At 69.6% G+C, this 22,144-nt stretch carries 26 protein-coding genes; 4 read left to right on the top strand and 22 right to left on the bottom strand.

Features of this window, described 5'->3' with window-relative positions; translation table 11 throughout:
- From rplR to rpsJ, 18 genes are all read right to left on the bottom strand, one after another.
- Complete coding sequence (rplR, locus tag ABZ714_RS05520; protein WP_358823839.1) at positions 1–384, bottom strand: 50S ribosomal protein L18; 384 nt, start codon at positions 382–384, stop codon at positions 1–3.
- 3 nt (positions 385–387) lie between these two features.
- Positions 388–927, bottom strand: coding sequence for a 50S ribosomal protein L6 (gene rplF, locus ABZ714_RS05515; RefSeq protein ID WP_358823838.1), 540 nt, complete (start codon positions 925–927; stop codon positions 388–390).
- A 21-nt stretch (positions 928–948) separates the two neighbouring features.
- Complete coding sequence (gene rpsH, locus ABZ714_RS05510; RefSeq protein WP_018550614.1) at positions 949–1,347, bottom strand: 30S ribosomal protein S8; 399 nt, start codon at positions 1,345–1,347, stop codon at positions 949–951.
- Positions 1,348–1,558: 211 nt separating this feature from the next.
- The gene (locus ABZ714_RS05505) at positions 1,559–1,744 is read right to left on the bottom strand and encodes a type Z 30S ribosomal protein S14 (protein ID WP_003956452.1); all 186 of its coding nucleotides are present in this window, start codon (positions 1,742–1,744) and stop codon (positions 1,559–1,561) included.
- Between the two features lie 5 nt (positions 1,745–1,749).
- Positions 1,750–2,307 (bottom strand): 50S ribosomal protein L5, encoded by a 558-nt coding sequence (gene rplE, locus ABZ714_RS05500; protein WP_358823837.1) that lies wholly within the window; start codon positions 2,305–2,307, stop codon positions 1,750–1,752.
- Positions 2,307–2,630, bottom strand: coding sequence for a 50S ribosomal protein L24 (rplX, locus tag ABZ714_RS05495; RefSeq protein ID WP_006347224.1), 324 nt, complete (start codon positions 2,628–2,630; stop codon positions 2,307–2,309). The genes rplE and rplX overlap by 1 nt, the downstream gene beginning before the upstream one ends.
- A 2-nt stretch (positions 2,631–2,632) precedes the next feature.
- A complete protein-coding gene (gene rplN / locus ABZ714_RS05490) occupies positions 2,633–3,001 on the bottom strand; it encodes a 50S ribosomal protein L14 (protein WP_003956455.1) in 369 nt (122 codons plus the stop codon).
- Positions 3,002–3,099: 98 nt separating this feature from the next.
- A complete protein-coding gene (gene rpsQ / locus ABZ714_RS05485; protein WP_006347225.1) occupies positions 3,100–3,378 on the bottom strand; it encodes a 30S ribosomal protein S17 in 279 nt (92 codons plus the stop codon).
- On the bottom strand, positions 3,378–3,602 hold the full coding sequence (rpmC, locus tag ABZ714_RS05480) for a 50S ribosomal protein L29 (protein ID WP_351565954.1): 225 nt from the start codon (positions 3,600–3,602) through the stop codon (positions 3,378–3,380). Before rpmC ends, rpsQ begins: the two co-directional genes overlap by 1 nt.
- On the bottom strand, positions 3,602–4,021 hold the full coding sequence (rplP, locus tag ABZ714_RS05475) for a 50S ribosomal protein L16 (protein WP_006347227.1): 420 nt from the start codon (positions 4,019–4,021) through the stop codon (positions 3,602–3,604). The genes rpmC and rplP overlap by 1 nt, the downstream gene beginning before the upstream one ends.
- A 5-nt stretch (positions 4,022–4,026) precedes the next feature.
- Positions 4,027–4,860, bottom strand: a complete 834-nt coding sequence (rpsC, locus tag ABZ714_RS05470) for a 30S ribosomal protein S3 (RefSeq protein WP_358823836.1) — start codon at positions 4,858–4,860, stop codon at positions 4,027–4,029.
- Positions 4,860–5,207, bottom strand: coding sequence for a 50S ribosomal protein L22 (rplV, locus tag ABZ714_RS05465; protein ID WP_006347229.1), 348 nt, complete (start codon positions 5,205–5,207; stop codon positions 4,860–4,862). The genes rpsC and rplV overlap by 1 nt, the downstream gene beginning before the upstream one ends.
- 51 nt (positions 5,208–5,258) lie before the next feature.
- A complete protein-coding gene (gene rpsS / locus ABZ714_RS05460; RefSeq protein ID WP_003948639.1) occupies positions 5,259–5,540 on the bottom strand; it encodes a 30S ribosomal protein S19 in 282 nt (93 codons plus the stop codon).
- Between the two features lie 12 nt (positions 5,541–5,552).
- Positions 5,553–6,389 carry a 50S ribosomal protein L2 gene (rplB, locus tag ABZ714_RS05455; protein ID WP_358823835.1) on the bottom strand — a complete coding sequence of 279 codons (837 nt, stop codon included), beginning with the start codon at positions 6,387–6,389 and terminating at the stop codon, positions 5,553–5,555.
- Positions 6,390–6,440: 51 nt separating this feature from the next.
- Entirely contained in the window at positions 6,441–6,773 is a 333-nt protein-coding gene (rplW, locus tag ABZ714_RS05450) for a 50S ribosomal protein L23 (RefSeq protein ID WP_358823834.1), read from the bottom strand.
- Positions 6,773–7,426 carry a 50S ribosomal protein L4 gene (gene rplD / locus ABZ714_RS05445; RefSeq protein WP_358823833.1) on the bottom strand — a complete coding sequence of 218 codons (654 nt, stop codon included), beginning with the start codon at positions 7,424–7,426 and terminating at the stop codon, positions 6,773–6,775. Before rplD ends, rplW begins: the two co-directional genes overlap by 1 nt.
- A gap of 6 nt (positions 7,427–7,432) precedes the next feature.
- Entirely contained in the window at positions 7,433–8,077 is a 645-nt protein-coding gene (rplC, locus tag ABZ714_RS05440; protein WP_358823832.1) for a 50S ribosomal protein L3, read from the bottom strand.
- A 14-nt stretch (positions 8,078–8,091) separates the two neighbouring features.
- Complete coding sequence (gene rpsJ / locus ABZ714_RS05435; protein ID WP_003948644.1) at positions 8,092–8,400, bottom strand: 30S ribosomal protein S10; 309 nt, start codon at positions 8,398–8,400, stop codon at positions 8,092–8,094.
- Between the two features lie 764 nt (positions 8,401–9,164).
- On the opposite strand from rpsJ, the gene ABZ714_RS05430 reads away from it, so the two are divergent.
- The 4 genes from ABZ714_RS05430 (at position 9,165) to ABZ714_RS05415 (ending at position 16,791) form a co-directional block, all read left to right on the top strand.
- A complete protein-coding gene (locus ABZ714_RS05430; protein ID WP_358823831.1) occupies positions 9,165–11,009 on the top strand; it encodes an RNA ligase family protein in 1,845 nt (614 codons plus the stop codon).
- Positions 10,996–13,221: an RNA repair domain-containing protein gene (locus ABZ714_RS05425; protein WP_358823830.1), complete on the top strand. Its 2,226-nt coding sequence runs from the start codon at positions 10,996–10,998 to the stop codon at positions 13,219–13,221. The genes ABZ714_RS05430 and ABZ714_RS05425 overlap by 14 nt, the downstream gene beginning before the upstream one ends.
- Positions 13,222–13,439: 218 nt before the next feature.
- Positions 13,440–14,387, top strand: coding sequence for a hypothetical protein (locus ABZ714_RS05420; RefSeq protein WP_358823829.1), 948 nt, complete (start codon positions 13,440–13,442; stop codon positions 14,385–14,387).
- A 250-nt stretch (positions 14,388–14,637) separates the two neighbouring features.
- Positions 14,638–16,791 carry a PIG-L family deacetylase gene (locus ABZ714_RS05415; protein WP_358823828.1) on the top strand — a complete coding sequence of 718 codons (2,154 nt, stop codon included), beginning with the start codon at positions 14,638–14,640 and terminating at the stop codon, positions 16,789–16,791.
- A 112-nt stretch (positions 16,792–16,903) separates the two neighbouring features.
- Here the strand turns inward: ABZ714_RS05415 and tuf are convergent, their stop codons facing one another.
- The 4 genes from tuf to rpsL all read right to left on the bottom strand — a co-directional run bounded on the left by tuf (position 16,904) and on the right by rpsL (position 21,260).
- The gene (gene tuf, locus ABZ714_RS05410) at positions 16,904–18,097 is read right to left on the bottom strand and encodes an elongation factor Tu (RefSeq protein WP_358823827.1); all 1,194 of its coding nucleotides are present in this window, start codon (positions 18,095–18,097) and stop codon (positions 16,904–16,906) included.
- A 153-nt stretch (positions 18,098–18,250) separates the two neighbouring features.
- On the bottom strand, positions 18,251–20,377 hold the full coding sequence (fusA, locus tag ABZ714_RS05405; RefSeq protein ID WP_358823826.1) for an elongation factor G: 2,127 nt from the start codon (positions 20,375–20,377) through the stop codon (positions 18,251–18,253).
- A 38-nt stretch (positions 20,378–20,415) separates the two neighbouring features.
- On the bottom strand, positions 20,416–20,886 hold the full coding sequence (rpsG, locus tag ABZ714_RS05400; RefSeq protein WP_146481829.1) for a 30S ribosomal protein S7: 471 nt from the start codon (positions 20,884–20,886) through the stop codon (positions 20,416–20,418).
- Between the two features lie 2 nt (positions 20,887–20,888).
- Positions 20,889–21,260 carry a 30S ribosomal protein S12 gene (gene rpsL / locus ABZ714_RS05395; RefSeq protein WP_003948652.1) on the bottom strand — a complete coding sequence of 124 codons (372 nt, stop codon included), beginning with the start codon at positions 21,258–21,260 and terminating at the stop codon, positions 20,889–20,891.
- Between the last annotated feature and the right edge of the window lie 884 nt (positions 21,261–22,144).

The following is a 22,144-nucleotide window of genomic DNA, read 5'->3' as shown; positions in this document are numbered from 1 at the left end:
TCAGAACTTCAGCCCGGCTTCGCGGGCGGCGTCGGCCAGAGCGGCAATCCGCCCGGCGTACTGGTTGCCACCGCGGTCGAACACGACGGCCTCGACACCGGCAGCCTTGGCGCGCTCGGCGACCAGGGAGCCGACCTGCTTGGCCAGGGCGCTCTTGTCGCCCTCGCCACCGCGGATCGAGGTGTCCAGGGTCGACGCCGACGCGAGCGTGTGGCCCGCGAGGTCGTCGATGACCTGCGCCACGATGTGGCGGTTGGAACGCGTCACGACCAGGCGCGGACGCTCCGGCGTGCCGGAGATGCGCTTGCGGACGCGAATGTGGCGGCGCTTGATGGCGGCGCGCTTGTACGCGTCACCCTTGGCGATCTTCACACCGTATGCCATGGCTTACTTACCCGCCTTTCCGACCTTGCGGCGGATGACCTCGCCCGCGTACTTGACGCCCTTGGCCTTGTACGGGTCGGGCTTGCGCAGCTTGCGGATGTTAGCGGCGACCTCGCCGACCTTCTGCTTGTCGATGCCCTCGACCGAGAACTTGGTCGGCGACTCGACCTTGAAGGAGATCCCCTCGGGGGCCTCCACCAGGATCGAGTGGCTGTAGCCGAGCTGGAACTCCAGGTTGGAGCCCTTCGCGGCCACGCGGTAACCGACACCGCTGATCTCGAGCGCCTTGGTGTATCCCTGGGTCACACCGGTGATCATGTTCGCCACCAGCGTGCGGGACAGGCCGTGCAGGGCCTTGTTCTGACGCTCGTCGTTCGGACGGGTGACGGACAGTACGCCGTCCTCGCCCTTAGCGATCTCGATGGGCGCCGCGACGGTGTGGGTGAGGGTGCCCTTGGGGCCCTTCACCGCGACCGTGCGTCCCTCGATGGTGACGTCCACACCGGCGGGAACCTGGATGGGGAGCTTGCCGATACGCGACATTGCTTTTCCTCCGTTCCCGAACTACCAGACGTAGGCGAGGACTTCCCCACCCACGCCCTTCTTCTGCGCCTGCTGGCCGGTCAGGAGACCGTGCGACGTGGAGATGATCGCCACGCCGAGGCCACCGAGGACCTTGGGCAGATTGGTGGACTTCGCGTACACCCGGAGACCCGGCTTCGAGATCCGCTTGATGCCCGCGATGGAGCGCTCACGGTTCGGGCCGAACTTGAGCTCGAGGACGAGGTTCTTGCCGACCTCGGCGTCCTCGACCTTCCAGCCCGTGATGAAGCCCTCCTGCTGGAGGATCTCCGCGATGTGCGACTTGATCTTGCTGTGCGGCATCGTGACGTCGTCGTGGTACGCCGAGTTCGCATTCCGCAGACGGGTCAGCATGTCCGCGATGGGATCAGTCATGGTCATGAATTGGCCTTCGGCCTCTCTCGCCGGGGTTTCCTGTATGCGCCATCCCTCTCCCCACACTGGGGCGGGACGGGTGCGGCGCGGGGACCTACGGCGTAGTAAGTCGTACGGGCGGCGGGCGCCCAACCCTCCAAGCCTAAGCCATGGAGGGCCGGGCTCCCACCAACCCTTTGCTTACCGAGAGACTCCGGTCATTCCCGAAAAGCGGGAACTACCAGGAGCTCTTGGTCACGCCCGGCAGCTCGCCACGGTGAGCCATCTCACGAAGGCACACGCGGCAGAGGCCGAACTTGCGGTATACGGAGTGCGGACGGCCACAGCGCTGGCAGCGGGTGTACGCGCGCACACCGAACTTGGGCTTGCGGGCGGCCTTGGCAATGAGAGCCTTCTTCGCCATCTCGCTTACGCCTCCTTGAAGGGGAAGCCGAGGTGACGAAGGAGGGCACGGCCCTCGTCGTCGTTGGTCGCCGTGGTGACCACGGTGATGTCCATACCCCGGACGCGGTCGATCTTGTCCTGGTCGATCTCGTGGAACATGACCTGCTCCGTGAGACCGAAGGTGTAGTTGCCCCGGCCGTCGAACTGCTTCGGCGACAGGCCGCGGAAGTCGCGGATGCGCGGCAGCGCCAGCGACAGGGTGCGGTCCAGGAACTCCCACATGCGGTCGCCCCGAAGGGTGACGTGGGCACCGATCGGCTGGCCCTCACGCAGCTTGAACTGCGCGATGGACTTGCGGGCCTTGGTCACGGCCGGCTTCTGACCGGTGATCGTGGTGAGGTCCTTGACGGCGCCCTCGATCAGCTTGGAGTCGCGGGCGGCGTCGCCCACACCCATGTTGACCACGATCTTGACGAGGCCGGGAACCTGCATGACGTTCTCGTACGAGAACTCCTCGAGCAGCTTGCCCTTGATTTCCTCGCGGTACTTCGTCTTGAGACGCGGAGTGGTGGTGGTAGCCATCAGATGTCCTCACCCGTCCGCTTGGCAACGCGGATCTTGTTGCCCTCGTCGTCGAAGCGGTATCCGACGCGGGTCACGACCTTCTTGCCGTCCTTCTCCACGACGAGCTGAACGTTGCTCACGTGGACGGGGGCCTCGGTCGTGACGATCCCGCCGGCCTGCGAGGCGCGGCCCGGCTGGTTCGCCTTGGTGTGCTTCTTGACCCGGTTGACACCCTCGACCAGGACACGGTCCTCGCGGGGGAAGGCCGCGATGACCTTGCCCTGCTTGCCCTTGTCCTTACCGGTGATGACCTGGACCAGGTCGCCCTTCTTGATCTTCATGCTTACAGCACCTCCGGCGCGAGCGAGATGATCTTCATGAACTTCTTCTCGCGCAGCTCACGGCCGACGGGGCCGAAGATACGGGTGCCGCGAGGGTCGCCGTCGTTCTTCAGAATGACGGCGGCGTTCTCGTCGAAGCGGATGTACGAGCCGTCCTGGCGGCGGCGCTCCTTGACGGTGCGAACGATGACCGCCTTGACGACGTCACCCTTCTTCACGTTGCCACCGGGGATCGCGTCCTTGACGGTGGCGACGATGACGTCACCGATGCCCGCGTAGCGGCGGCCGGAACCACCGAGAACACGGATGCAAAGGATCTCCTTGGCACCAGTGTTGTCGGCGACACGCAGCCGCGACTCCTGCTGGATCACGTCTTATCTCCTGTTTGTCTGCCGGTTCCCCGGGGGCCGCTTCGGAAAGCGGCCCCCGGAGCCTGGCGGAACTGACCCGAGGGAAAGCCCTCGGGCGATTACTTGGCCTTCTCGAGGATCTCGACGACGCGCCAGTGCTTGGTGGCGGACAGCTTCCGGGTCTCCATCAGGAGGACCCGGTCGCCGACGCCGGCGGCGTTCTGCTCGTCGTGGGCCTTGAGCTTGTTCGTACGGCGGATGACCTTGCCGTACAGAGCGTGCTTGACGCGGTCCTCGACAGCGACGACGACGGTCTTGTCCATCTTGTCGCTGACGACCAGGCCCTCGCGGGTCTTCCGTGCGTTGCGCTCGTTCTCAGTCACGTTGTTCTCGCTCATCAGGCGTTCTCCACCGTTTCGATGCCCAGCTCGCGCTCGCGCATCAGGGTGTAGATCCGCGCGATGTCCTTACGGACGGCCTTCAGCCGACCGTGGTTCTCGAGCTGTCCGGTCGCCGCCTGGAAGCGGAGGTTGAACAGCTCTTCCTTGGCCTCGCGGAGCTTGTTCACCAGCTCCTCGTTGCCCAGCTCGCGCAGCTCGGACGCCTTGGTTCCGGCCGACATCACGCCTCACCTGCCTCGCGCCGAACGATGCGGCACTTCATCGGAAGCTTGTGAGCAGCGCGGGTAAGCGCCTCACGAGCAATCTTCTCGTTCGGGTAGGACAGCTCGAACATCACCCGACCGGGCTTGACGTTCGCGATCCACCACTCGGGGGAACCCTTACCGGAACCCATGCGGGTCTCGGCGGGCTTCTTGGTGAGCGGGCGGTCCGGGTAGATGTTGATCCAGACCTTGCCGCCACGCTTGATGTGGCGGGTCATCGCGATACGAGCCGCCTCGATCTGGCGGTTGGTCACGTACGCCGGCGTGAGGGCCTGGATGCCGTACTCGCCGAACGCAACCGTCGTACCACCCTTGGACATACCGCTGCGCTTCGGGTGGTGCTGCTTGCGGTGCTTGACCCTACGGGGGATCAGCATGGCGGTCAGGCCTCCGTTCCGGTGCTCTCAGCAGCCGGAGCAGCGGCGGCGGCGTCGGCCTTGGGGGCCTCGGCAGCGGCACTCTGCTGCGGCTTGCGACCGCGACCGCCACGCTCGCCACCACGGCCACCACGGCCGGCCGGGCGGTCGGAACCACCACGGGCCGGGCGGTTGCCGGCGCGGGCAGCGGCGTTCTCGGCGCGGACCTCGGCGATGTTCTTGACGTCGCCCTTGTAGATCCAGACCTTCACGCCGATACGGCCGAAGGTGGTCTTGGCCTCGAAGAAGCCGTACTCGACGTTCGCGCGGAGCGTGTGCAGGGGCACCCGGCCCTCGCGGTAGAACTCCGAGCGGGACATCTCGGCGCCGCCGAGGCGGCCGCCGCACTGGATCTTGATGCCCTTGGCGCCCGCCTTCATCGCCGACTGCATGCTCTTACGCATGGCGCGGCGGAAGGAGACACGGGAGGACAGCTGCTCGGCCACGGCCTGGGCCACCAGCTGAGCGTCCACCTCGGGGTTCTTGACCTCGAGGATGTTCAGCTGGACCTGCTTGCCGGTGAGCTTCTCGAGGTCGCCGCGGATGCGGTCGGCCTCGGCGCCGCGGCGGCCGATCACGATGCCCGGACGCGCGGTGTGGATGTCCACCCGCACACGGTCACGGGTGCGCTCGATCTCAACCTTCGAGATGCCGGCGCGCTCCATGCCGGACGTCATCATCCGACGGATGGCGACGTCTTCCTTGACGTAGTCCTTGTACAGCTTGTCGGCGTACCAACGGGACTTGAAGTCCGTGGTGATACCGAGCCGGAACCCATGCGGGTTAACCTTCTGGCCCATTACCGGGTTCCTTCCTTGCTGCTGACGACCACGGTGATGTGGCTGGTCCGCTTACGGATCCGGTAGGCACGGCCCTGGGCACGCGGACGGAACCGCTTCAGGGTCGGGCCCTCGTCCACGTACGCCTCGCTGATGAACAGCGAAGAGGCGTCCGGGTGGTCGTAGTTGTGCGCCGCGTTGGCGATGGCGCTGTCCAGCACCTTGCCGACGGGCTCGCTCGCGGCCTGCGGGGCGAAACGCAGGACCGCCTGAGCCTCCGTGGCGTCCATGCCACGGATGAGGTCCACCACGCGGCGGGCCTTCATGGGCGTGACGCGGATGTACCGCGCCTGGGCCCTGGCTTCCATGGTTGTCCCTTCAGTGTCTGACACGTTCGTCATAGTCGTTCACACCCCGCGTTAGCGGCGCTTCGACTTCCGGTCGTCCTTGACGTGGCCGCGGAAGGTGCGCGTCGGCGAGAACTCGCCGAGCTTGTGGCCGACCATCGACTCGGTGACGAACACCGGGATGTGGGTCTTGCCGTTGTGCACCGCGATCGTGTGGCCCAGCATGGCCGGGACGATCATCGAGCGACGGGACCAGGTCTTGATGACGTTCTTGGTGCCTGCTTCGTTCTGGACATCCACCTTCTTGATCAGGTGGTCGTCGACGAAGGGCCCCTTCTTGAGACTGCGCGGCATCTAAACCCGCTCCTAGCGCTTCTTGTTCGTCTTGCGGCGGCGGACGATGTACTTGCTGCTCGCCTTCTTGGGAGAACGAGTACGACCCTCCTTCTGACCCCACGGGCTGACCGGGTGGCGACCACCGGAAGTCTTGCCCTCACCACCACCGTGCGGGTGGTCAACCGGGTTCATCGCGACACCGCGAACGGTCGGGCGGACGCCCTTCCAGCGCATCCGGCCGGCCTTGCCCCAGTTGATGTTCGACTGCTCGGCGTTGCCGACCTCGCCGATGGTGGCGCGGCAGCGGACGTCGACCAGGCGGATCTCACCGGACGGCATGCGCAGGTGGGCCATCGGGCCCTCCTTCGCCAGCAGCTGCACGGAGGCACCCGCGGAGCGGGCGAACTTCGCGCCGCCGCCGGGCCGCAGCTCGATGGCGTGGATGGTCGTACCGACCGGGATGTTGCGCAGCGCCAGGTTGTTGCCGGGCTTGATGTCGGCGCCGGGACCGTTCTCGATCCGGTCGCCCTGGCTCAGGCCACGGGGGGCGATGATGTAGCGCTTCTCGCCGTCCGCGTAGTGGAGCAGCGCGATGCGCGCGGTGCGGTTGGGGTCGTACTCGATGTGCGCGACCTTCGCCGGCACGCCGTCCTTGTCGTGACGACGGAAGTCGATCACACGGTAGGCGCGCTTGTGGCCACCGCCCTGGTGGCGGACGGTCACACGACCGGTGTTGTTACGGCCGCCCTTGCTGTGCAGCGGGCGGACCAGCGACTTCTCCGGCGTGGACCGCGTGATCTCGACGAAGTCGGCGACGCTGGAGCCACGACGGCCCGGGGTCGTCGGCTTGTACTTGCGGATACCCATTGTCTCTCAGTCCTCGGAAGAATCCGGACTATCTAGACGTCCCTACCTCCGTCAGGAGGTGGGGCCGCCGAAGATGTCGATGCGGTCGCCCTCGGCGAGGGTCACGATGGCGCGCTTGGTGTTGGCGCGCTTGCCGAAACCGGTGCGGGTGCGCTTGCGCTTGCCCTGCCGGTTGATCGTGTTGACCCCGGTGACCTTGACCGCGAAGACCGCCTCGACGGCCTGACGGATCTGGGTCTTGTTGGCGCGCGGGTCGACGACGAACGTGTACTTGTTCTCGTCCAGCAGCGCGTAGCTCTTCTCGGAAACGACCGGCTTGACGAGGATGTCGCGCGGGTCCGAGTAGGTCTTGCTGGTGACGACAGCCGTGCTGTTCTCGGACATCAGGCGTCGCTCCCTTCGGTCTCGACGGCCTTGGCGGGCCCGGACACGAAGGACTCGAAAGCGGCCTTGGTGAAGACCACGTCGTCGGAGACGAGCACGTCGTACGTGTTCAGCTGGCCCGGCTCCAGGATGTGCACCTGGGGCAGGTTGCGGGCGGACAGCCACGCGGCCTCGTCGGAGCGCTCGGCGATCAGGAGCAGGTTCTTGCGCTCCGAGATCTTGCCGAACAGCGTCTTGGCGGCCTTGGTGGAGACCTCGCCCTCGATCACGCCGGAGACGACGTGGATACGGGAGTGGCGGGCCCGGTCGGAGAGGGCACCGCGCAGGGCGGCGGCCTTCATCTTCTTGGGGGTCCGCTGGGAGTAGTCACGCGGCACGGGGCCGTGGACGACGCCACCGCCGGCGAACTGCGGGGCGCGGGTCGAACCCTGACGGGCGCGGCCGGTGCCCTTCTGGCGGTACGGCTTCTTACCACCACCGCGGACCTCGCCACGCGTCTTGACCTTGTGCGTGCCCTGACGGGCCGCGGCCAGCTGCGCGACGACGACCTGGTGGATCAGCGGAACGCTGACCTTGGCGTCGAAGATCTCGGCCGGGAGCTCGACGGTCCCGGTCTTGTCGCCCGCGGGCGACAGAATGTCAATGGTGCTCATAGTCCCTTAGGCCCCCTTGGCCGCGGTGCGGACCAGGACGAGGCCGCCGTTCGGACCAGGAACCGCGCCCTTGATGAGCAGCAGGCCCTTCTCCGCGTCAACGGCGTGAACGGTCAGGTTCTGGGTGGTGACCCGCTCGTTGCCCATACGGCCCGCCATGCGGAGGCCCTTGAACACACGGCCCGGGGTGGCGCAGCCACCGATGGAGCCGGGCGAGCGGTGCTTGCGCTGGGTACCGTGACCGGCGCCGAGGCCCTTGAAGTTGTGACGCTTCATGACACCGGCGAAGCCCTTGCCCTTGCTCTTGCCCGTGACGTCGACCTTGACGCCGGACTCGAACACCTCGGCCGTGATCTCCTGGCCGAGCGTGTACTCGGCGGCGTCGGAGGTACGGAGCTCCACCAGGTGGCGGCGGGGGGTCACATCGGCCTTGGCGAAGTGGCCCTTGAGGGGCTTGTTCACCTTGCGCGGGTCGATCTCGCCGAAGGCGATCTGGACCGACTCGTAGCCGTCGATGTCGTTCTTGCGGACCTGGGTGACAACACAGGGCCCGGCCTTGACCACGGTGACCGGGACGACACGGTTGTTCTCGTCCCAGACCTGGGTCATGCCGAGCTTCTCGCCCAGGACGCCCTTGATCTGCTTTGCCATCTCTTCCGCGCCTCTCAGAGCTTGATCTCGATGTCAACGCCGGCCGGAAGGTCCAGGCGCATCAGCGAGTCAACGGTCTTGGGCGTCGGGTCGAGGATGTCGATCAGGCGCTTGTGCGTACGCATCTCGAAGTGCTCGCGCGAGTCCTTGTACTTGTGCGGCGACTTGATGACGCAGTACACGTTCTTCTCAGTGGGCAGCGGCACCGGGCCCGCGACCGACGCACCAGTACGCGTCACCGTCTCGACGATCTTCTTCGCCGAGGAGTCGATGACCTCGTGGTCGTAGGCCTTGAGCCGAATGCGGATCTTCTGTCCCGCCATGGCTACTCAGTAGTCCTGTCTCTCGTCCGCTCCGGAACCCGGCGGGTACCGCGATTCTCTCCGACCCACGCGGTCGGGCGTGTCGCACTCCCTCTACGCAGATGTCCCAGGGGACATCCCAACCAAGGGGGTGCGGGCCGAGCCCGCGCGCCGGGGGAGAACCACCCACCGGGTGCCTGGTCGGTACCCCGCTGACACTTCCCGGAAGATTCCCGTACGTCCGCCCCAGCGCCACCGGCGGGCCTTGCGGCCTTCGGGCAGTTGGGGCGACGAGTACTGTGGGACTCGCTTCCGGTCCTCCCGGCGGGAGGCGCGCAGCATCGGCACTCAACCGAGCAACCCGACTAGTCTGCCATACAGGGCCCGGACCTGGCCAATCGGGCGGAAGAGGGTACCCGCAGCCCCCCCGCTGTCAAACTCCGGCACACCCGGCGAGCCGGGAACGTCCGCCGGGCCCGGCCCCGTTACCACAGCCGGGAGAATGCCCGGCCGACCCCCGTACCACCTGCGGAATCACCGCCTCCGCGAGGACGGCGGGCCGTACGGTCCGGCCGGAGCGCGACGGCTCCCCGGGCCCGGAGCCGTACAGCGGCACCGGTCGGCGGAACAGTCCGGTGGAACCGTTCGGCGGCACCGGCCGGCGGCAAATTCATTCGAACCCTCCCCCGGTCGTTCCTACAGTGGGCGACTCGCGGACCGGCGCGCGCCGACCGGGTGGCCGTACACCGCGCGGAGAACCGAGAAGCCGAGGAACGGGGGACCGAGTGCGTATCCAGTATCCCCGTACGCCCCATCTGCCCTGGTCCCCCGGGGCGGGCCCGGACGATCTGCGGATCACCCGGGCCGGGGCGGACTCCTTCACCGGGCGTGAGATCGTCGTCACCGAGAAGCTCGACGGCGAGAACACCACCCTCTACCGGGACGGCCTGCACGCCCGCTCGCGCGACTCCGGCCACCATCCGTCCCGGACCCGGGTCAAGGCGCTTTGGGCCCGGACCGGCCGGGCGATCCCGCCCGGCTGGCGGATCTGCGGCGAGAACATGCTCGCCCGCCACTCCATCGGCTACGACGACCTCGACGCCTTCTTCTACGGCTTCTCCGTCTGGGACGACCGGAACCACTGCCTCGGCTGGGACCGTACGACCGCCTTCCTGCGCGGTCTCGGGATCCCCGTACCGAGGGTGCTGTGGCGCGGCGACTACGACGAGCGGGCCCTGCGGGCGCTCCGGATCGACCCGGCCCGGCAGGAGGGGTACGTGGTCCGGACCACGGCCGGGTTCGGCTACGGCGAGTTCGCCGACCGGGTCGCCAAATGGGTCAGGCCCCGGCATGTCCGTACCGACCGGCACTGGATGCACTCCGCCGTCGTCGAGAACGGCCGGGGCCCGGGGGCGGTGCTGTGGGACGTCCGGGCGGGTGAGCCGGTGACGGCCGACGAGCTGGCCGCCGTGACCGGCCCGGGGTGGCCGGAGTCCCGGGACCCGGGCCCCGGCGCGCCGCCGACCGGGCCGTACGCCCCCTCCCCCGGGACGGATCGAGGCGGCCCGTACGGCCCGCTCACCGCCGGGACCCGGCTCGATCTGCCGGAAGCCCTCGCCGGTCTCGACCTCCTCGGCGACGAACGGCTCACCGCCGCCCTCGGTCTGCTGCCGGCGGCCGGGGAACGCGGCCCGCTCGCCGGGCGGCTCGCGCCCCTCGTCGGGATGCGGACCGCCCGCCGGGTCGCCGACCTGGGCGGGCTCCGGCCCAAGCTGTACCGGCCGTTCCCCGACGAGGAGCGGCGGGCCGGTCTCGTCCGGCTCTCCTACGCCGCCGACCTCCGGGTCCTGCACACCGTGGCCCACGCCCTCGCCCCGACCGCCGAGGCCCGGGAGCTGACCGAGTGGTCGGCGCTCTGGGCGGCGGACGCCGGGCTCTACGAGACCCCCGCGCCCTGGGAGTCGTGGTCCTTCGGCGGCCTCGGCCCCGATCCGGCCGACCGCTGCCGGGCCGAGGCCCGGGCGGCGTACGCCCGGGGCACGGTGGGCGGGGAGCGGGAGGCCGTCGCGGCGACCTGGCGGTGGCGCGACGGGGCCTTCCCCCGGCTGATCCAGCTCGTCGGGCCGTCGGGCAGCGGCAAGAGCCGGTTCGCGGCGGGGCTCCGGGCCGACGCCGACCGGTGGATCTCCCTCGACGCGCTGCGCGAGGAGGCCGGGGACCGGGCGGACCAGCGGGCCAACGCGGACGTACTGCGGCGCGCCGTCGCCCGGCTGGACGCGGCCCTCGCGGCCGGCGGGACCACGGTCTGGGACGCCACCGGTATCGACCGGCATCAGCGGGCCCGGGTACTGGCGGTCGCCGCCCGCCGGGACGCGCTGGTCACCCAGGCCGTGACCGTGGTCGACCCGGCGGAGCTGATCCGCCGCAACCGGGTACGGGACCATCCCGTACCGGCCGCCGTACTCGACCGCCAGCTCCGCCGCTACGCGCCCCCGTACCCGGGCGAGGCGCACCGGACCTGGTACATCGGCGCCTACGGCACCGTCGAGGACAGCGACAACGACAACACGGGCGGGGACCGGGCGGAGAACGACGGATACACGGAGAGCGGCGGAGATGCGGACGAGTGAGCAGATCTACCACCGGGTGCGGTGGGACGCCCGCTTCGACCCGGGCCGGTTCGTCATCGGCGTCGCCCAGCGGGGCGGCGCCGCGCCGAAACGGATCCCGCTGCCCTCGTTCTCGCCCGGCGGGGACGTCCCCTGGCACCGGGTGGTCTTCTTCGAGGCCGACGGGGAACGGGTCTGGGACCGGAAGACCGGTGCCGACCGGCTCGACACCTCGGACGCGGGCCGCGCCCGGGCGCCGAGAGTGCTGGCCCCGCCGTTCTTCGAGCCGGTGGCGGTCGGGGCCGCGGGAGCGCGGGAGCCCGTACCGCCGCTTTCCGTCCCGGACGCGCGCCGGCTCCCCCGGGTGCTGACCTGGAACACGCTGTGGGACCGGTACGACACCGAGCGCGTCGAGACCGCCCGCCGCCGCCCGCTGCTGCTGGCCGCCCTGCGCGCCGCCGACGCGGAGGTGATCGCGCTCCAGGAGGTGGAGCCGCCGCTGTACGACCTGCTGCGGGACGCGGAATGGGTCAGGGACGGCGGCTGGTCGCTGATCCCGGGGCGGCGGGCGGCCGGGGAGTACGGGCTGCTGATCATGTCCCGGCTGCCGGTCCGGGAGGCCGGGCTGCACGTCCTCGGCCCCCACAAGGCGGTACTCGCGGTCGTCGTGGAGACCGCGGGCGGGCCGCTGACCGTCGCCACCACCCATCTGACCAGCGACCACACCACCGACGGCCCGGCCCTGCGGCGTACCCAGCTCGCCACCCTGCGCCGGGGTCTCGGCGGGGTAGAAGGCGACCTGGTGCTGATGGGCGATATGAACGACGCCACCCGGCTGCCCGGCGAGGCCCTCGGTCTGGACGACGCCTGGACGGACGACGGTGCCGAGACCGTGCCGGACGACCCCGAAGCGCCGACCTTCGACCCCCGGGTCAACCCGCTGGCGGCCCTCGGCTCCCTCACCGGCCGGGCGGGCCGGATCGACCGGGTGTTCCTGCGCGGCCGGTACATGGCGGCCCGGGCCCGGCTGATCGGTACGGTGCCGGACCACACCGGCCTGTACGCCTCCGACCACTACGGCGTCCTCGCCGAACTCACCCCGCGCCCCACGGTCCCCCGCCCCTCCGGCGACCGCACGGGCGCGGACCGGGCCGCCGACACCCTGCGCCGGATCACCGACGCGTTCCCCGAGGGCTTCGTCCATCCGGTGGGCTCCCGCCGGATGGGGTGCGAACTGCCGGGCGCCGATCTCGACCTGGTCGCCGCGCTGCCGGGCGCGCCCGCGATCGAGGACGTACGCGACCGGGTCCGGCGGGCGGTCCCCGACGCGGAACGGCCCCGGGTGGTCACCGGGGCGCGGTCGGACGGTCTGCGGTTCAGCACCGGCGGACTCGATGTCGACCTGGTCGTGGCCGGGACCCGTGACATACCCCCGGCGCGGGCGGTGGAGCGCCGTACCGAACTGGGCGAGGCGGCGGCGATCGCGCTGAGCGCCGTCGGCGACGCGGACGCCGTCCTCGACCTGGCGGGCGCGGCCCGCCGCGACGCCTTCACGGGCCTGGCCCGCGCGGTGAAGGCATGGGCCCGGGCGAAGGGCCTGGACTCGGCGCCCTTCGGCGGACTTCCGGGCCTGGGCTGGGCCGTACTCGCGGCCCGTACCGTACGCGAAGCGGACCCGGCGATCCTCGCGGCGGGCGGCGACGAACCCCTCCGGCACTTCTTCGCGACCTGGGCGGCCCGCGACTGGGACACCGACGCCCGCGACCCGGTACGGCTGACCACCCCCACCGCACCGGTCCGCTCCTGTACGGCCGCGATGGGCACGGGCGCCCGGGCGGTCCTGGCCCGGGAGCTGTACGACGCCTGGCACACCCTCGAAACGACACCCCCCGGCACCGACCCCTGGCCCGCCCTCACGGCCCCGCCCCCGCTGCCGGACCGCCACGCCGCCTGGGCGGTGATCTCCGTCCCGGCCCCGGACCCAGCCCTCATGGGCCGGGTCCGCGGCCGGATCCGCGCCCTGATCGCCCTGCTGGAGGAGTCCGGCCTCCCGGACGTCCAGGCCTGGCCGCACCCGCTCGGCACACCCCCGCTCCACTTCGGGATCGGCCTCGGCCCGACGCCCCCGTCGCCCTCCCGCTTCACCACCACGACGGCGGGCTGGACGGCCGGCCTCCCGGGCGTGACGCTGACCCTGAACCGGGCGCTGCCCGGGCCGCTGGGTCAGGAGTAGCGGGGCAGGTTCTCCGCCCCTCCCCCGTCCGGGGTCCGGCGGCCCCTCGACCTCGACGTCCTGCTCGGAGGTCACCGACACGGGCAGACGGCCCGTGCCTTCACGGCGCCGGTACGCCGATCCCGAAAGCCGTCGTCAACTTTACGACCACCGATCACCCGTTCGCATGAATATACTGGATTACGTATCTTCATGCAGCGGTGCCTACCGTCTATGCCATGGTCACTTCCTCTCACGAGGCCGCGCACCGGATCTTCCAGGACCGGCCCGAATTGCTCAGCCCGGTCTTCCGGGTCCTGGGCGTCCCTCTGCCCGAGAAAACCTCCATCGAGGTACTGACGGGCGATGTCACCGAGATCCGCCCGCTGGAGCGCCGGGTCGACAGCCTGCTGCGGGTCGAGTCGTCGGACGGCGAGCAATTCCTGCTGGCCGTGGAGGCGCAGCGGCGCCGCGACCCGGAGAAGGCCGCCAGCTGGACGTACTACCTCGCCTATCTGAAGGCGAAGTACGGGATCCCGGCTCTCTTACTGGTCGTCTGCCACGACCGGGCCACCGCGAAATGGGCGGCCGGGCCGTTCACCACGGGAGTCGAGGGCTGGACCGCCCTCAGCACCCGTCCGATGGTCGTGGGGCCGGAGAACCTGCCGGTGATCACCAGCCCCCGCGAGGCCCGGCAGAACCTCGCACTGGCCAGCCTTTCCGCCCTGACCCACACCACCCACCCGGAGGTCGACGCCATACTGGAGGCGCTGGCCTCCGCGCTCGGATCCGCCGCCAAGGACGGCGAGTCCGGCGACTACTTCACCGAACTGCTGGAAATCGGCCTGGGCGACACCCCGGCCGGAGCACACTGGAGGAACCTGATGGCAGTTGGCACGTACTTCCCCGGCCGAGGAACGATGATCGAGCGATCCTTCCTCAAAGGTGTCGCCGAAGGACAGGAAAAGGGGCGCGAAGAGGGACTCGCCGAGGGTCAGGCCGCAGAGCGTTCCCGGCTGATCCTCAGCGCCCTGGAGAAGCGCGGCATCCCCACCACCGACGACCACCGCACCCGGATCGCCGACTGCACCGACCTCGAAGTACTCGACCACTGGTGGGACCAAGTCTTCACCGTCGACAACGCCGAGGAGTTGTTCATCGAGGGGGGCGAGGAGGCCCGGGGCTGATCGCCTCCTGAGCAGCGGAACGCCACGCCGGTCGCGGACCGGCGTGGCGTTCTGTTGTTCGGGGGCTCACACCTCCGGGTCACCCGGGTCGCCGAAAAGGGGCGGGCGGGGCAACCTCGTCGCACGATAATCCGTCTAGATGATCGCGGAACCGGTCCGACCAGCCCCTTCCGCCCATCCCTGACCAAGGACACGAGTACGCCCACGGGGGCAGCCCGCCCGCTGCCGGGAGCGGACGGAGCCAAGACGCATGCATACGCCACCTACCCCTGTCCCGGCCCGGCGGCCGCGTCGGCGTACGGTGGTCGGCGCGTTGACGGCGCTGGCCGGACTGGGGGCGGGGGCCGCCGCCTGTACCGTACCGGCGAGCCCCGACTCCGTACCGACCGCCGATCCCGCGCCCGGGATGCCGATAGCGGGGACCCGGCGGGCGCTGCTGATGCAGATCCTGGCCCACCCGGACGACGATCTGTACTTCATGAACCCGGACACCCAGCGGTCCCTGGCCGCCGGTACCCCGCTGGTCTGCGTCTATGTCACCGCGGGCGAGCACAACGGGATCAATGCCGTACCGGGTTCGGAGGAAGAGCCCGTCGCCGACCGGCCGGGCTACTCCTCCGCCCGTCACCAAGGGCTGCGGCAGGCGTACGCCACCCTGCTCGGCCTCGACAAGTTCACTCCGTGGCACCGGGACGTCCTCCCCCTCCGCGGCGACCGGCGGGCCGAGATCGACACCCTGTCCCACGCCGGGCGCCGGGTCGAGCTGATCTTCCTGAATCTCCCGATGCACACCCGGCGCCGCCGCAACGCGCTGCCCGGGCTCTGGAAGGACCGGGGCGGGATCGGCGTACAGACCGTGGTGGCGAAGGACTCGCCGCTGCGGCACAGCTCCCCGTACACCTATGACGGACTGATCGATGTCCTGGTGGGGCTGCTGGAGCGGTACCGGCCGACCGTGGTGCAGACCCTCGACCCGGACCCCGACATCCAGCACAGCGACGAGCGGACCCGGCGCAAGGACTCCGAACAGCCCGGCTACTCCGACCACGCCGACCACACCGCCGCCGCCTGCTTCAGCTGGGCCGCGATGATCCGGTGGGTACGGGACACCACCCGGCGCGGCGAGCCGGTACCGGGGTTCGTGGCGACCGCGTTCCGCGGCTACTACAACCGGCACTGGCCGAAGAACCTGCCGCCCGAGGTGCTGCGGACCAAGGCGTCCCATCTGGTGCCCTACGGCGGCGACCCGGAATGGGACTGCGGCAACCCCTCCGGCTGCGGGGACTACGCCGTCGGCGGCGTCCGGCCGCTGCGGAACCGGAAGGGCTGGGTGCGCTCCACCCACCACCGCTACCCGGGCCCCCGCCCGGTCGCCGTCGCCGGCCGGAGCGGGCGGCTCACCGCCTACGGCGTCCTCGGGCTGCGCGCGGTCCGCTGGCACGAGACCGCGTCCGGCAGCGGCGTCTGGCAGGACCCGACCGATCTGGGCGGCGGCCCGCTCGCCCCGGCGCTCGGGCACACCGTCCTGTCCGACGGGCGGCTGCTGCTGTTCGGGCTGCGGTTCGCCGCGATCGGCGGGCGGCATGCCGAGAACCGGCGCGAGATCGTGCTGCTGGAGCAGCGGGCGGCGGGCGGCGGGTTCCGTGCCTGGGACGGGCTCGGCGCCCCCGAGCACACCGGCGACCGGAGCCGCCGGATCGGCGTCCCCACGGCGGTGACCGGCGGCGACGGCCGGGTCCATCTCTTCGTCCGGAACGCCGCCAAGGGTGTCAGTACCCGGGTCCGGGCCGTCGACGGAAGCTGGGGCGGCTGGCACGATCTCGGTGGCGCGGAGATCCAGGACGGGCTGTCGGCGATCGCCGACGGCCGGGGCCGGGTCCATCTCTTCGCGGCGGCCCGGGAGGGCGTGCGCCACTGGTCGCAGGACCGGACCGGCGGCCCGGTGGCCCTCCGCTCGGACGGCGACGCGCTGCCGACGCCCGGCGACGAGGTGACGGCCGTACCGCTGCCGGACGGCCGGATCGAGCTGTACTACCGCAGGCCCGCGTCGGGACGGCTGGTCGCCGTGACCGTCGGCGGCGCGACGGCGGGTACGGGCTCCGCGGCGGCGACCGCCGCCCGTACCGCGCCCCCGGTCCGGGCCGTACCGGCGATGGAGGGGTACGGCCCGGTCGGCGCGGCCGCCCTCGGCGGCGCCCCGGTCCTGGTGGGCCGGGATCTGCGGGGGCGGATACAGCTGACGGGACGTAACGGCGGCGTACGGCGGCCGGGCTCCCTGGACTCGCCGGTCCTGGTGGCGGCGGGCGGCACGATCGCGGCGGTCGGGCTGGACACGGCGGCCCGGCCGTGGGTGATGCGCCCGGTGCGCGGTGGCCCCGTACGGGCGGCCGAAGCGGGACGGTAGCCGACGGCGGCCGACGGCCCGCGACCTTCAGGAATGACGAAGAGGCCCCGCACCTTTCGGTGCGGGGCCTCTCGCGGTGCTCGTTACGGAGCAACCAGGTCAGACCGCGAAATTACTTCGTGATCTTGACGACCTGGCCGGCGCCCACGGTCCGGCCACCCTCACGGATGGCGAACTTCAGGCCCTCCTCCATGGCGACGGGCTGGATCAGCTCGACGGTCATGGAGGTGTTGTCGCCCGGCATGACCATCTCGGTGCCCTCGGGGAGGGTCACGACGCCGGTCACGTCCGTGGTACGGAAGTAGAACTGCGGGCGGTAGTTGTTGAAGAACGGGGTGTGACGGCCACCCTCGTCCTTCGACAGGATGTAGGCCTGGGCCTCGAACTCGGTGTGCGGGGTGACCGAGCCCGGCTTGATGATGACCTGGCCGCGCTCGACGTCCTCGCGCTTGATGCCACGGAGGAGCAGACCGACGTTCTCACCGGCCTGGCCCTCGTCGAGCAGCTTGCGGAACATCTCGATGCCGGTGACCGTGGTGGTGGTCTTCTCGGTCTTGATGCCGATGATGTCGACGGTCTCGTTGACCTTGAGGACACCGCGCTCGATACGACCGGTGACGACGGTGCCACGACCGGTGATCGTGAAGACGTCCTCGATCGGCATCAGGAACGGCTTGTCGACGTCGCGCTCGGGCTGCGGGATGGCCTCGTCCACGGCCTCCATCAGCTTGAGGACGGACTCGCCCCACTCCGCGTCGCCCTCGAGGGCCTTGAGCGCGGAGACCTTGACGACCGGCAGGTCGTCGCCCGGGAACTCGTACTCGGTGAGGAGCTCACGGACCTCGAGCTCGACGAGCTCCAGGATCTCCTCGTCGTCCACCATGTCGGCCTTGTTCAGGGCGACGACGATGTACGGAACGCCGACCTGGCGGGCCAGGAGCACGTGCTCCTTGGTCTGCGGCATCGGGCCGTCGGTGGCGGCGACCACGAGGATGGCGCCGTCCATCTGCGCGGCACCCGTGATCATGTTCTTGATGTAGTCCGCGTGACCCGGGCAGTCGACGTGCGCGTAGTGACGCGACTCCGTCTGGTACTCGACGTGCGCGATGGAGATGGTGATACCGCGCTGACGCTCTTCGGGCGCCTTGTCGATCTGGTCGAAGGCCGAGGCCTCGTTCAGGTTCGGGTACTTGTCGTGCAGCACCTTGGTAATGGCGGCCGTGAGGGTCGTCTTACCGTGGTCGATGTGACCGATGGTGCCGATGTTGACGTGCGGCTTAGTCCGCTCGAACTTCGCCTTCGCCACTGGGGTCCTCCTGGGGAGTGGTTCTGTACGCCTTACTCATCGGCGCCAGGTGATCTTTGCTGGGATACCGGTGCCAGGGGCACTTCCCGCCGGTTTGCCGGGAAATGCCCCCACGGGCTCCGGGAACAAGCCTAAAGCGTGTACTCGGGTGAGTTACTCGCCCTTGGCCTTCGCGATGATCTCCTCGGCGACGTTCCGGGGAACCTCGGCGTAGGAGTCGAACTGCATCGAGTAGCTCGCGCGACCCGACGTCTTGCTGCGGAGGTCGCCGACGTAGCCGAACATCTCCGAGAGCGGCACCAGGCCCTTGACGACCCGGGCGCCGGCCCGCTCCTCCATGGCCTGGATCTGGCCACGGCGGGAGTTGATGTCGCCGATGACGTCACCCATGTAGTCCTCGGGCGTGGTGACCTCTACGGCCATCATCGGCTCGAGCAGTACGGGGCTGGCCTTGCGCGCGGCCTCCTTGAAGGCCTGCGAACCGGCGATCTTGAAGGCGAGCTCGGAGGAGTCGACCTCGTGGTAGCCACCGTCGATGAGCGTGACGCGGACGCCCGTCATCTCGTAGCCGGCCAGGATGCCGAACTGCATGGCCTCCTGCGCGCCCGCGTCCACCGAGGGGATGTACTCCTTGGGGATGCGGCCACCGGTGACCTTGTTCACGAACTCGTACGAGGCGTCGCCGCCCTCGATCGGCTCGATCGCGATCTGCACCTTGGCGAACTGACCGGTACCACCAGTCTGCTTCTTGTGGGTGTAGTCCACGCGCTCGACGGCCTTGCGGATCGTCTCGCGGTACGCGACCTGGGGCTTGCCGACGTTGGCCTCGACCTTGAACTCGCGGCGCATCCGGTCGACCAGCACCTCGAGGTGAAGCTCGCCCATACCGCCGATGACGGTCTGGCCGGTCTCCTCGTTGGTGTGGACCTGGAAGGAGGGGTCCTCCTCCGCGAGCCGCTGGATGGCGACACCCAGCTTCTCCTGGTCGCCCTTGGACTTGGGCTCGATGGCGACCTCGATGACCGGCGCCGGGAAGTCCATGGACTCCAGGATGACCGGGTTCTTCTCGTCCGCCAGCGTCTCACCGGTGGTGGTCTGCTTCAGGCCCATGACGGCGACGATGTCGCCCGCGCCCACCGACTCGATCTCCTCACGCTTGTTGGCGTGCATCCGGTAGATCTTGCCGATGCGCTCCTTGCGGCCCTTCACGGAGTTCAGCACCGCGGTGCCGGACTCCAGACGGCCGGAGTAGACGCGCACGAAGGTGAGCTTGCCGAGGTGCGGGTCGCTCATGATCTTGAACGCCAGCGCCGACAGCGGCTCGTCGTCGGACGGCTTGCGCGTGACGACCTTCTCCGCGTCCTTGACGTCGTGGCCCTCGATGGCCTCGACGTCCAGGGGGGAGGGGAGGTAGCGCACAACCGCGTCGAGCAGGGGCTGGACGCCCTTGTTCTTGAACGCGGTACCGCAGAACACCGGGGTGACCGTGGTGCCCGAGGACTTGCCGGAGGCGATGGTGATCCGGCGGATCGCCGCGTAGAGCTGCTCCACCGACGGCTCCTCGCCGTTCAGGTACAGCTCCATGAGCTCGTCGTCGTTCTCGGCGACGGTCTCCAGCAGCTTGCCGCGGTACTCGTCGGCCGCCTCGGTGTGCGTGGCCGGGATGTCGACGATGTCGTACATCTCGCCCTTGGTCGCCTCGGCGGACCAGACGAACGCCTTCATGGTGACGAGGTCGACGACACCCTTGAAGTCGGCCTCGGCGCCGATCGGCAGCTGCATCACGATCGGCGTCGCGCCGAGGCGGTCGCTGATCATGTCGACACAGCGGTGGAACTCGGCACCGGTGCGGTCGAGCTTGTTGACGAAGCAGATACGCGGCACGCCGTAGCGGTCCGCCTGACGCCAGACGGTCTCGGACTGCGGCTCGACACCGGCGACACCGTCGAAGACGGTCACGGCGCCGTCGAGGACGCGGAGCGACCGCTCCACCTCGACGGTGAAGTCGACGTGGCCCGGGGTGTCGATGATGTTGATCGTGTGATCGACGTCCTCGAGCGGCCAGTGGCAGGTCGTCGCGGCGGACGTGATGGTGATGCCGCGCTCCTGCTCCTGCTCCATCCAGTCCATCGTGGCAGCGCCGTCGTGGACCTCACCGATCTTGTAGCTCACACCGGTGTAGAAAAGGATCCGCTCGGTGGTCGTCGTCTTGCCCGCGTCGATGTGGGCCATGATCCCAATGTTGCGGACCTTGGCCAGGTCAAGCGAAGTGGTGGCCATATGGCTCAGTCTTCTCTCGGTCTCGATGGGGGTAGCGACTACCAGCGGTAGTGCGCGAAGGCCTTGTTGGACTCGGCCATCTTGTGCGTGTCCTCACGCTTCTTGACCGAAGCGCCGAGGCCGTTGGAGGCGTCCAGCAGCTCGTTCATGAGGCGCTCGGTCATGGTCTTCTCGCGGCGGGCGCGGGAGTAACCCACGACCCAGCGGAGCGCGAGGGTGGAGGCGCGGCCCGGCTTGACCTCGATCGGCACCTGGTAGGTGGCGCCACCGACACGGCGGGACTTGACCTCGAGAGACGGCTTGACGTTCTCGAGCGCGCGCTTCAGCGTGATGACCGGGTCGGCGTTGGTCTTCTCGCGAAGACCCTCCATGGCGCCGTACACGATCCGCTCGGCGGTGGAACGCTTGCCGTTGAGCAGAAGCTTGTTGATGAGCGACGTCACCAGAGGAGAACCGTAGACCGGGTCGATGATGACCGGGCGCTTCGGGGCGGGGCCCTTACGAGGCATTCTTACTTCTCCTTCTTGGCGCCGTAGCGGCTGCGGGCCTGCTTGCGGTTCTTGACACCCTGGGTGTCAAGGGAGCCGCGGATGATCTTGTAACGAACACCCGGCAGGTCCTTCACACGGCCACCACGCACGAGCACGATGGAGTGCTCCTGCAGGTTGTGTCCCTCACCCGGGATGTAGGCCGTGACCTCGATGCCAGAGGTCAGACGCACACGCGCGACCTTGCGCAGGGCCGAGTTCGGCTTCTTCGGGGTGGTCGTGAACACACGCGTGCAGACGCCGCGGCGCTGGGGCGAACCCTCGAGCGCGGGCGTCTTGTTCTTCTCGACCTTGTCCTGCCGGCCCTTCCGGACCAGCTGCTGGATCGTAGGCACTACTTCTCCGGTTTCTGTGTGCCGTTCGTGAAACTAACCTGGAACGTCACCGACCCACGCGGTCGGGTGTGTCGAATACTGCGGGGCTCTCCGCGAGGCGGGGATGGCGCAGATTGCGGTGGCCGTTCAGTGGACTCGTATGCGGCTGAGGACACGCACAAGAGCCCAGGCACACCCCAGGCACAAGGTCTGAGCGTACCTATCGCACGGACTTGGGTCAAAACAAATGCCCACGCGGAGCGCGACCCGGCCGAGCCGCCGGAACGGCCCGTTCGGGCGGCGGCACGGCTCCGGGCCGGGCGGGGACCGGGCGGGGGCCGGGTGCGGGCCGGGCGGGGACCGGGCGGGGGCCGGGTGCGGGCCGGGCGTAGGCATATGACCGATAGGCCGGATATGCGGTTCAACAGGGCCGGAGGCCGGGCGGTGCGCGCCCGTTTCGTACGGGACGTACGGGGGTGTACGGGACGTACGAGGTGTACGGGCTGTACGCCGCACGCGGCCGGCGGGTGGGCGGGTCGGCCGATCGTATCGGCCTTCCGGTCCGTACGAGCCCTGCCCGCGCCCGCGCCCGGTCCCGGTCCGGCTCCGGCTCCGGCTCCGGCTCCGGCTCCGGCTCAGCCGACGTGGTCGTCCGGGGCGCCGCCGGGGGTGTCGTCCGTACGGCCCCCCTGATCGCGCGGCGGACGGCGGGGCGCCGGAAGCTGGGGGATGGTCGGCACCTTCGACTTCCGGCTCTTGACCCCGAACGTCGGGCGCGGCTGCGCCGACCCCGGTCCCTCGTCGCCCTCGGCCGCCGGGGCGGCAACCCCCGGGCGAGGGCTGGAACGAGGGGCCCGTCCGTTGTGTGTGTCAGCTCAACCGCTGGTCTTGTCGGCCGCGTTCGG

The organism is Streptomyces sp. NPDC006798, assembly GCF_040635975.1.
Taxonomy (GTDB): Bacteria; Actinomycetota; Actinomycetes; order Streptomycetales; family Streptomycetaceae; genus Streptomyces.
This window is presented reverse-complemented; position numbering and strand designations above follow the sequence as displayed.

What these genes read in the sequence shown, in the direction of transcription:
- rpsS (WP_003948639.1), bottom strand. Translation starts at nt 5,540, where the DNA reads ATGCCGCGCAGTCTCAAGAAGGGGCCCTTCGTCGACGACCACCTGATC.
- rplX (WP_006347224.1), bottom strand. Translation starts at nt 2,630, where the DNA reads ATGAAGATCAAGAAGGGCGACCTGGTCCAGGTCATCACCGGTAAGGAC.
- rplC (WP_358823832.1), bottom strand. Translation starts at nt 8,077, where the DNA reads ATGGCAAAGCAGATCAAGGGCGTCCTGGGCGAGAAGCTCGGCATGACC.
- fusA (WP_358823826.1), bottom strand. Translation starts at nt 20,377, where the DNA reads ATGGCCACCACTTCGCTTGACCTGGCCAAGGTCCGCAACATTGGGATC.
- rpmC (WP_351565954.1), bottom strand. Translation starts at nt 3,602, where the DNA reads ATGTCGGCCGGAACCAAGGCGTCCGAGCTGCGCGAGCTGGGCAACGAG.
- rplP (WP_006347227.1), bottom strand. Translation starts at nt 4,021, where the DNA reads ATGCTGATCCCCCGTAGGGTCAAGCACCGCAAGCAGCACCACCCGAAG.
- rplR (WP_358823839.1), bottom strand. Translation starts at nt 384, where the DNA reads ATGGCATACGGTGTGAAGATCGCCAAGGGTGACGCGTACAAGCGCGCC.
- ABZ714_RS05425 (WP_358823830.1), top strand. Translation starts at nt 10,996, where the DNA reads ATGCGGACGAGTGAGCAGATCTACCACCGGGTGCGGTGGGACGCCCGC.
- rplD (WP_358823833.1), bottom strand. Translation starts at nt 7,426, where the DNA reads ATGAGCACCATTGACATTCTGTCGCCCGCGGGCGACAAGACCGGGACC.
- rplW (WP_358823834.1), bottom strand. Translation starts at nt 6,773, where the DNA reads ATGTCCGAGAACAGCACGGCTGTCGTCACCAGCAAGACCTACTCGGAC.
- rplE (WP_358823837.1), bottom strand. Translation starts at nt 2,307, where the DNA reads ATGGCTACCACCACCACTCCGCGTCTCAAGACGAAGTACCGCGAGGAA.
- rpsH (WP_018550614.1), bottom strand. Translation starts at nt 1,347, where the DNA reads ATGACCATGACTGATCCCATCGCGGACATGCTGACCCGTCTGCGGAAT.
- rplV (WP_006347229.1), bottom strand. Translation starts at nt 5,207, where the DNA reads ATGGAAGCCAGGGCCCAGGCGCGGTACATCCGCGTCACGCCCATGAAG.
- rpsC (WP_358823836.1), bottom strand. Translation starts at nt 4,860, where the DNA reads ATGGGCCAGAAGGTTAACCCGCATGGGTTCCGGCTCGGTATCACCACG.
- rpsG (WP_146481829.1), bottom strand. Translation starts at nt 20,886, where the DNA reads ATGCCTCGTAAGGGCCCCGCCCCGAAGCGCCCGGTCATCATCGACCCG.
- ABZ714_RS05505 (WP_003956452.1), bottom strand. Translation starts at nt 1,744, where the DNA reads ATGGCGAAGAAGGCTCTCATTGCCAAGGCCGCCCGCAAGCCCAAGTTC.
- rpsQ (WP_006347225.1), bottom strand. Translation starts at nt 3,378, where the DNA reads ATGAGCGAGAACAACGTGACTGAGAACGAGCGCAACGCACGGAAGACC.
- rplB (WP_358823835.1), bottom strand. Translation starts at nt 6,389, where the DNA reads ATGGGTATCCGCAAGTACAAGCCGACGACCCCGGGCCGTCGTGGCTCC.
- rpsJ (WP_003948644.1), bottom strand. Translation starts at nt 8,400, where the DNA reads ATGGCGGGACAGAAGATCCGCATTCGGCTCAAGGCCTACGACCACGAG.
- ABZ714_RS05415 (WP_358823828.1), top strand. Translation starts at nt 14,638, where the DNA reads ATGCATACGCCACCTACCCCTGTCCCGGCCCGGCGGCCGCGTCGGCGT.
- rplF (WP_358823838.1), bottom strand. Translation starts at nt 927, where the DNA reads ATGTCGCGTATCGGCAAGCTCCCCATCCAGGTTCCCGCCGGTGTGGAC.
- ABZ714_RS05420 (WP_358823829.1), top strand. Translation starts at nt 13,440, where the DNA reads ATGGTCACTTCCTCTCACGAGGCCGCGCACCGGATCTTCCAGGACCGG.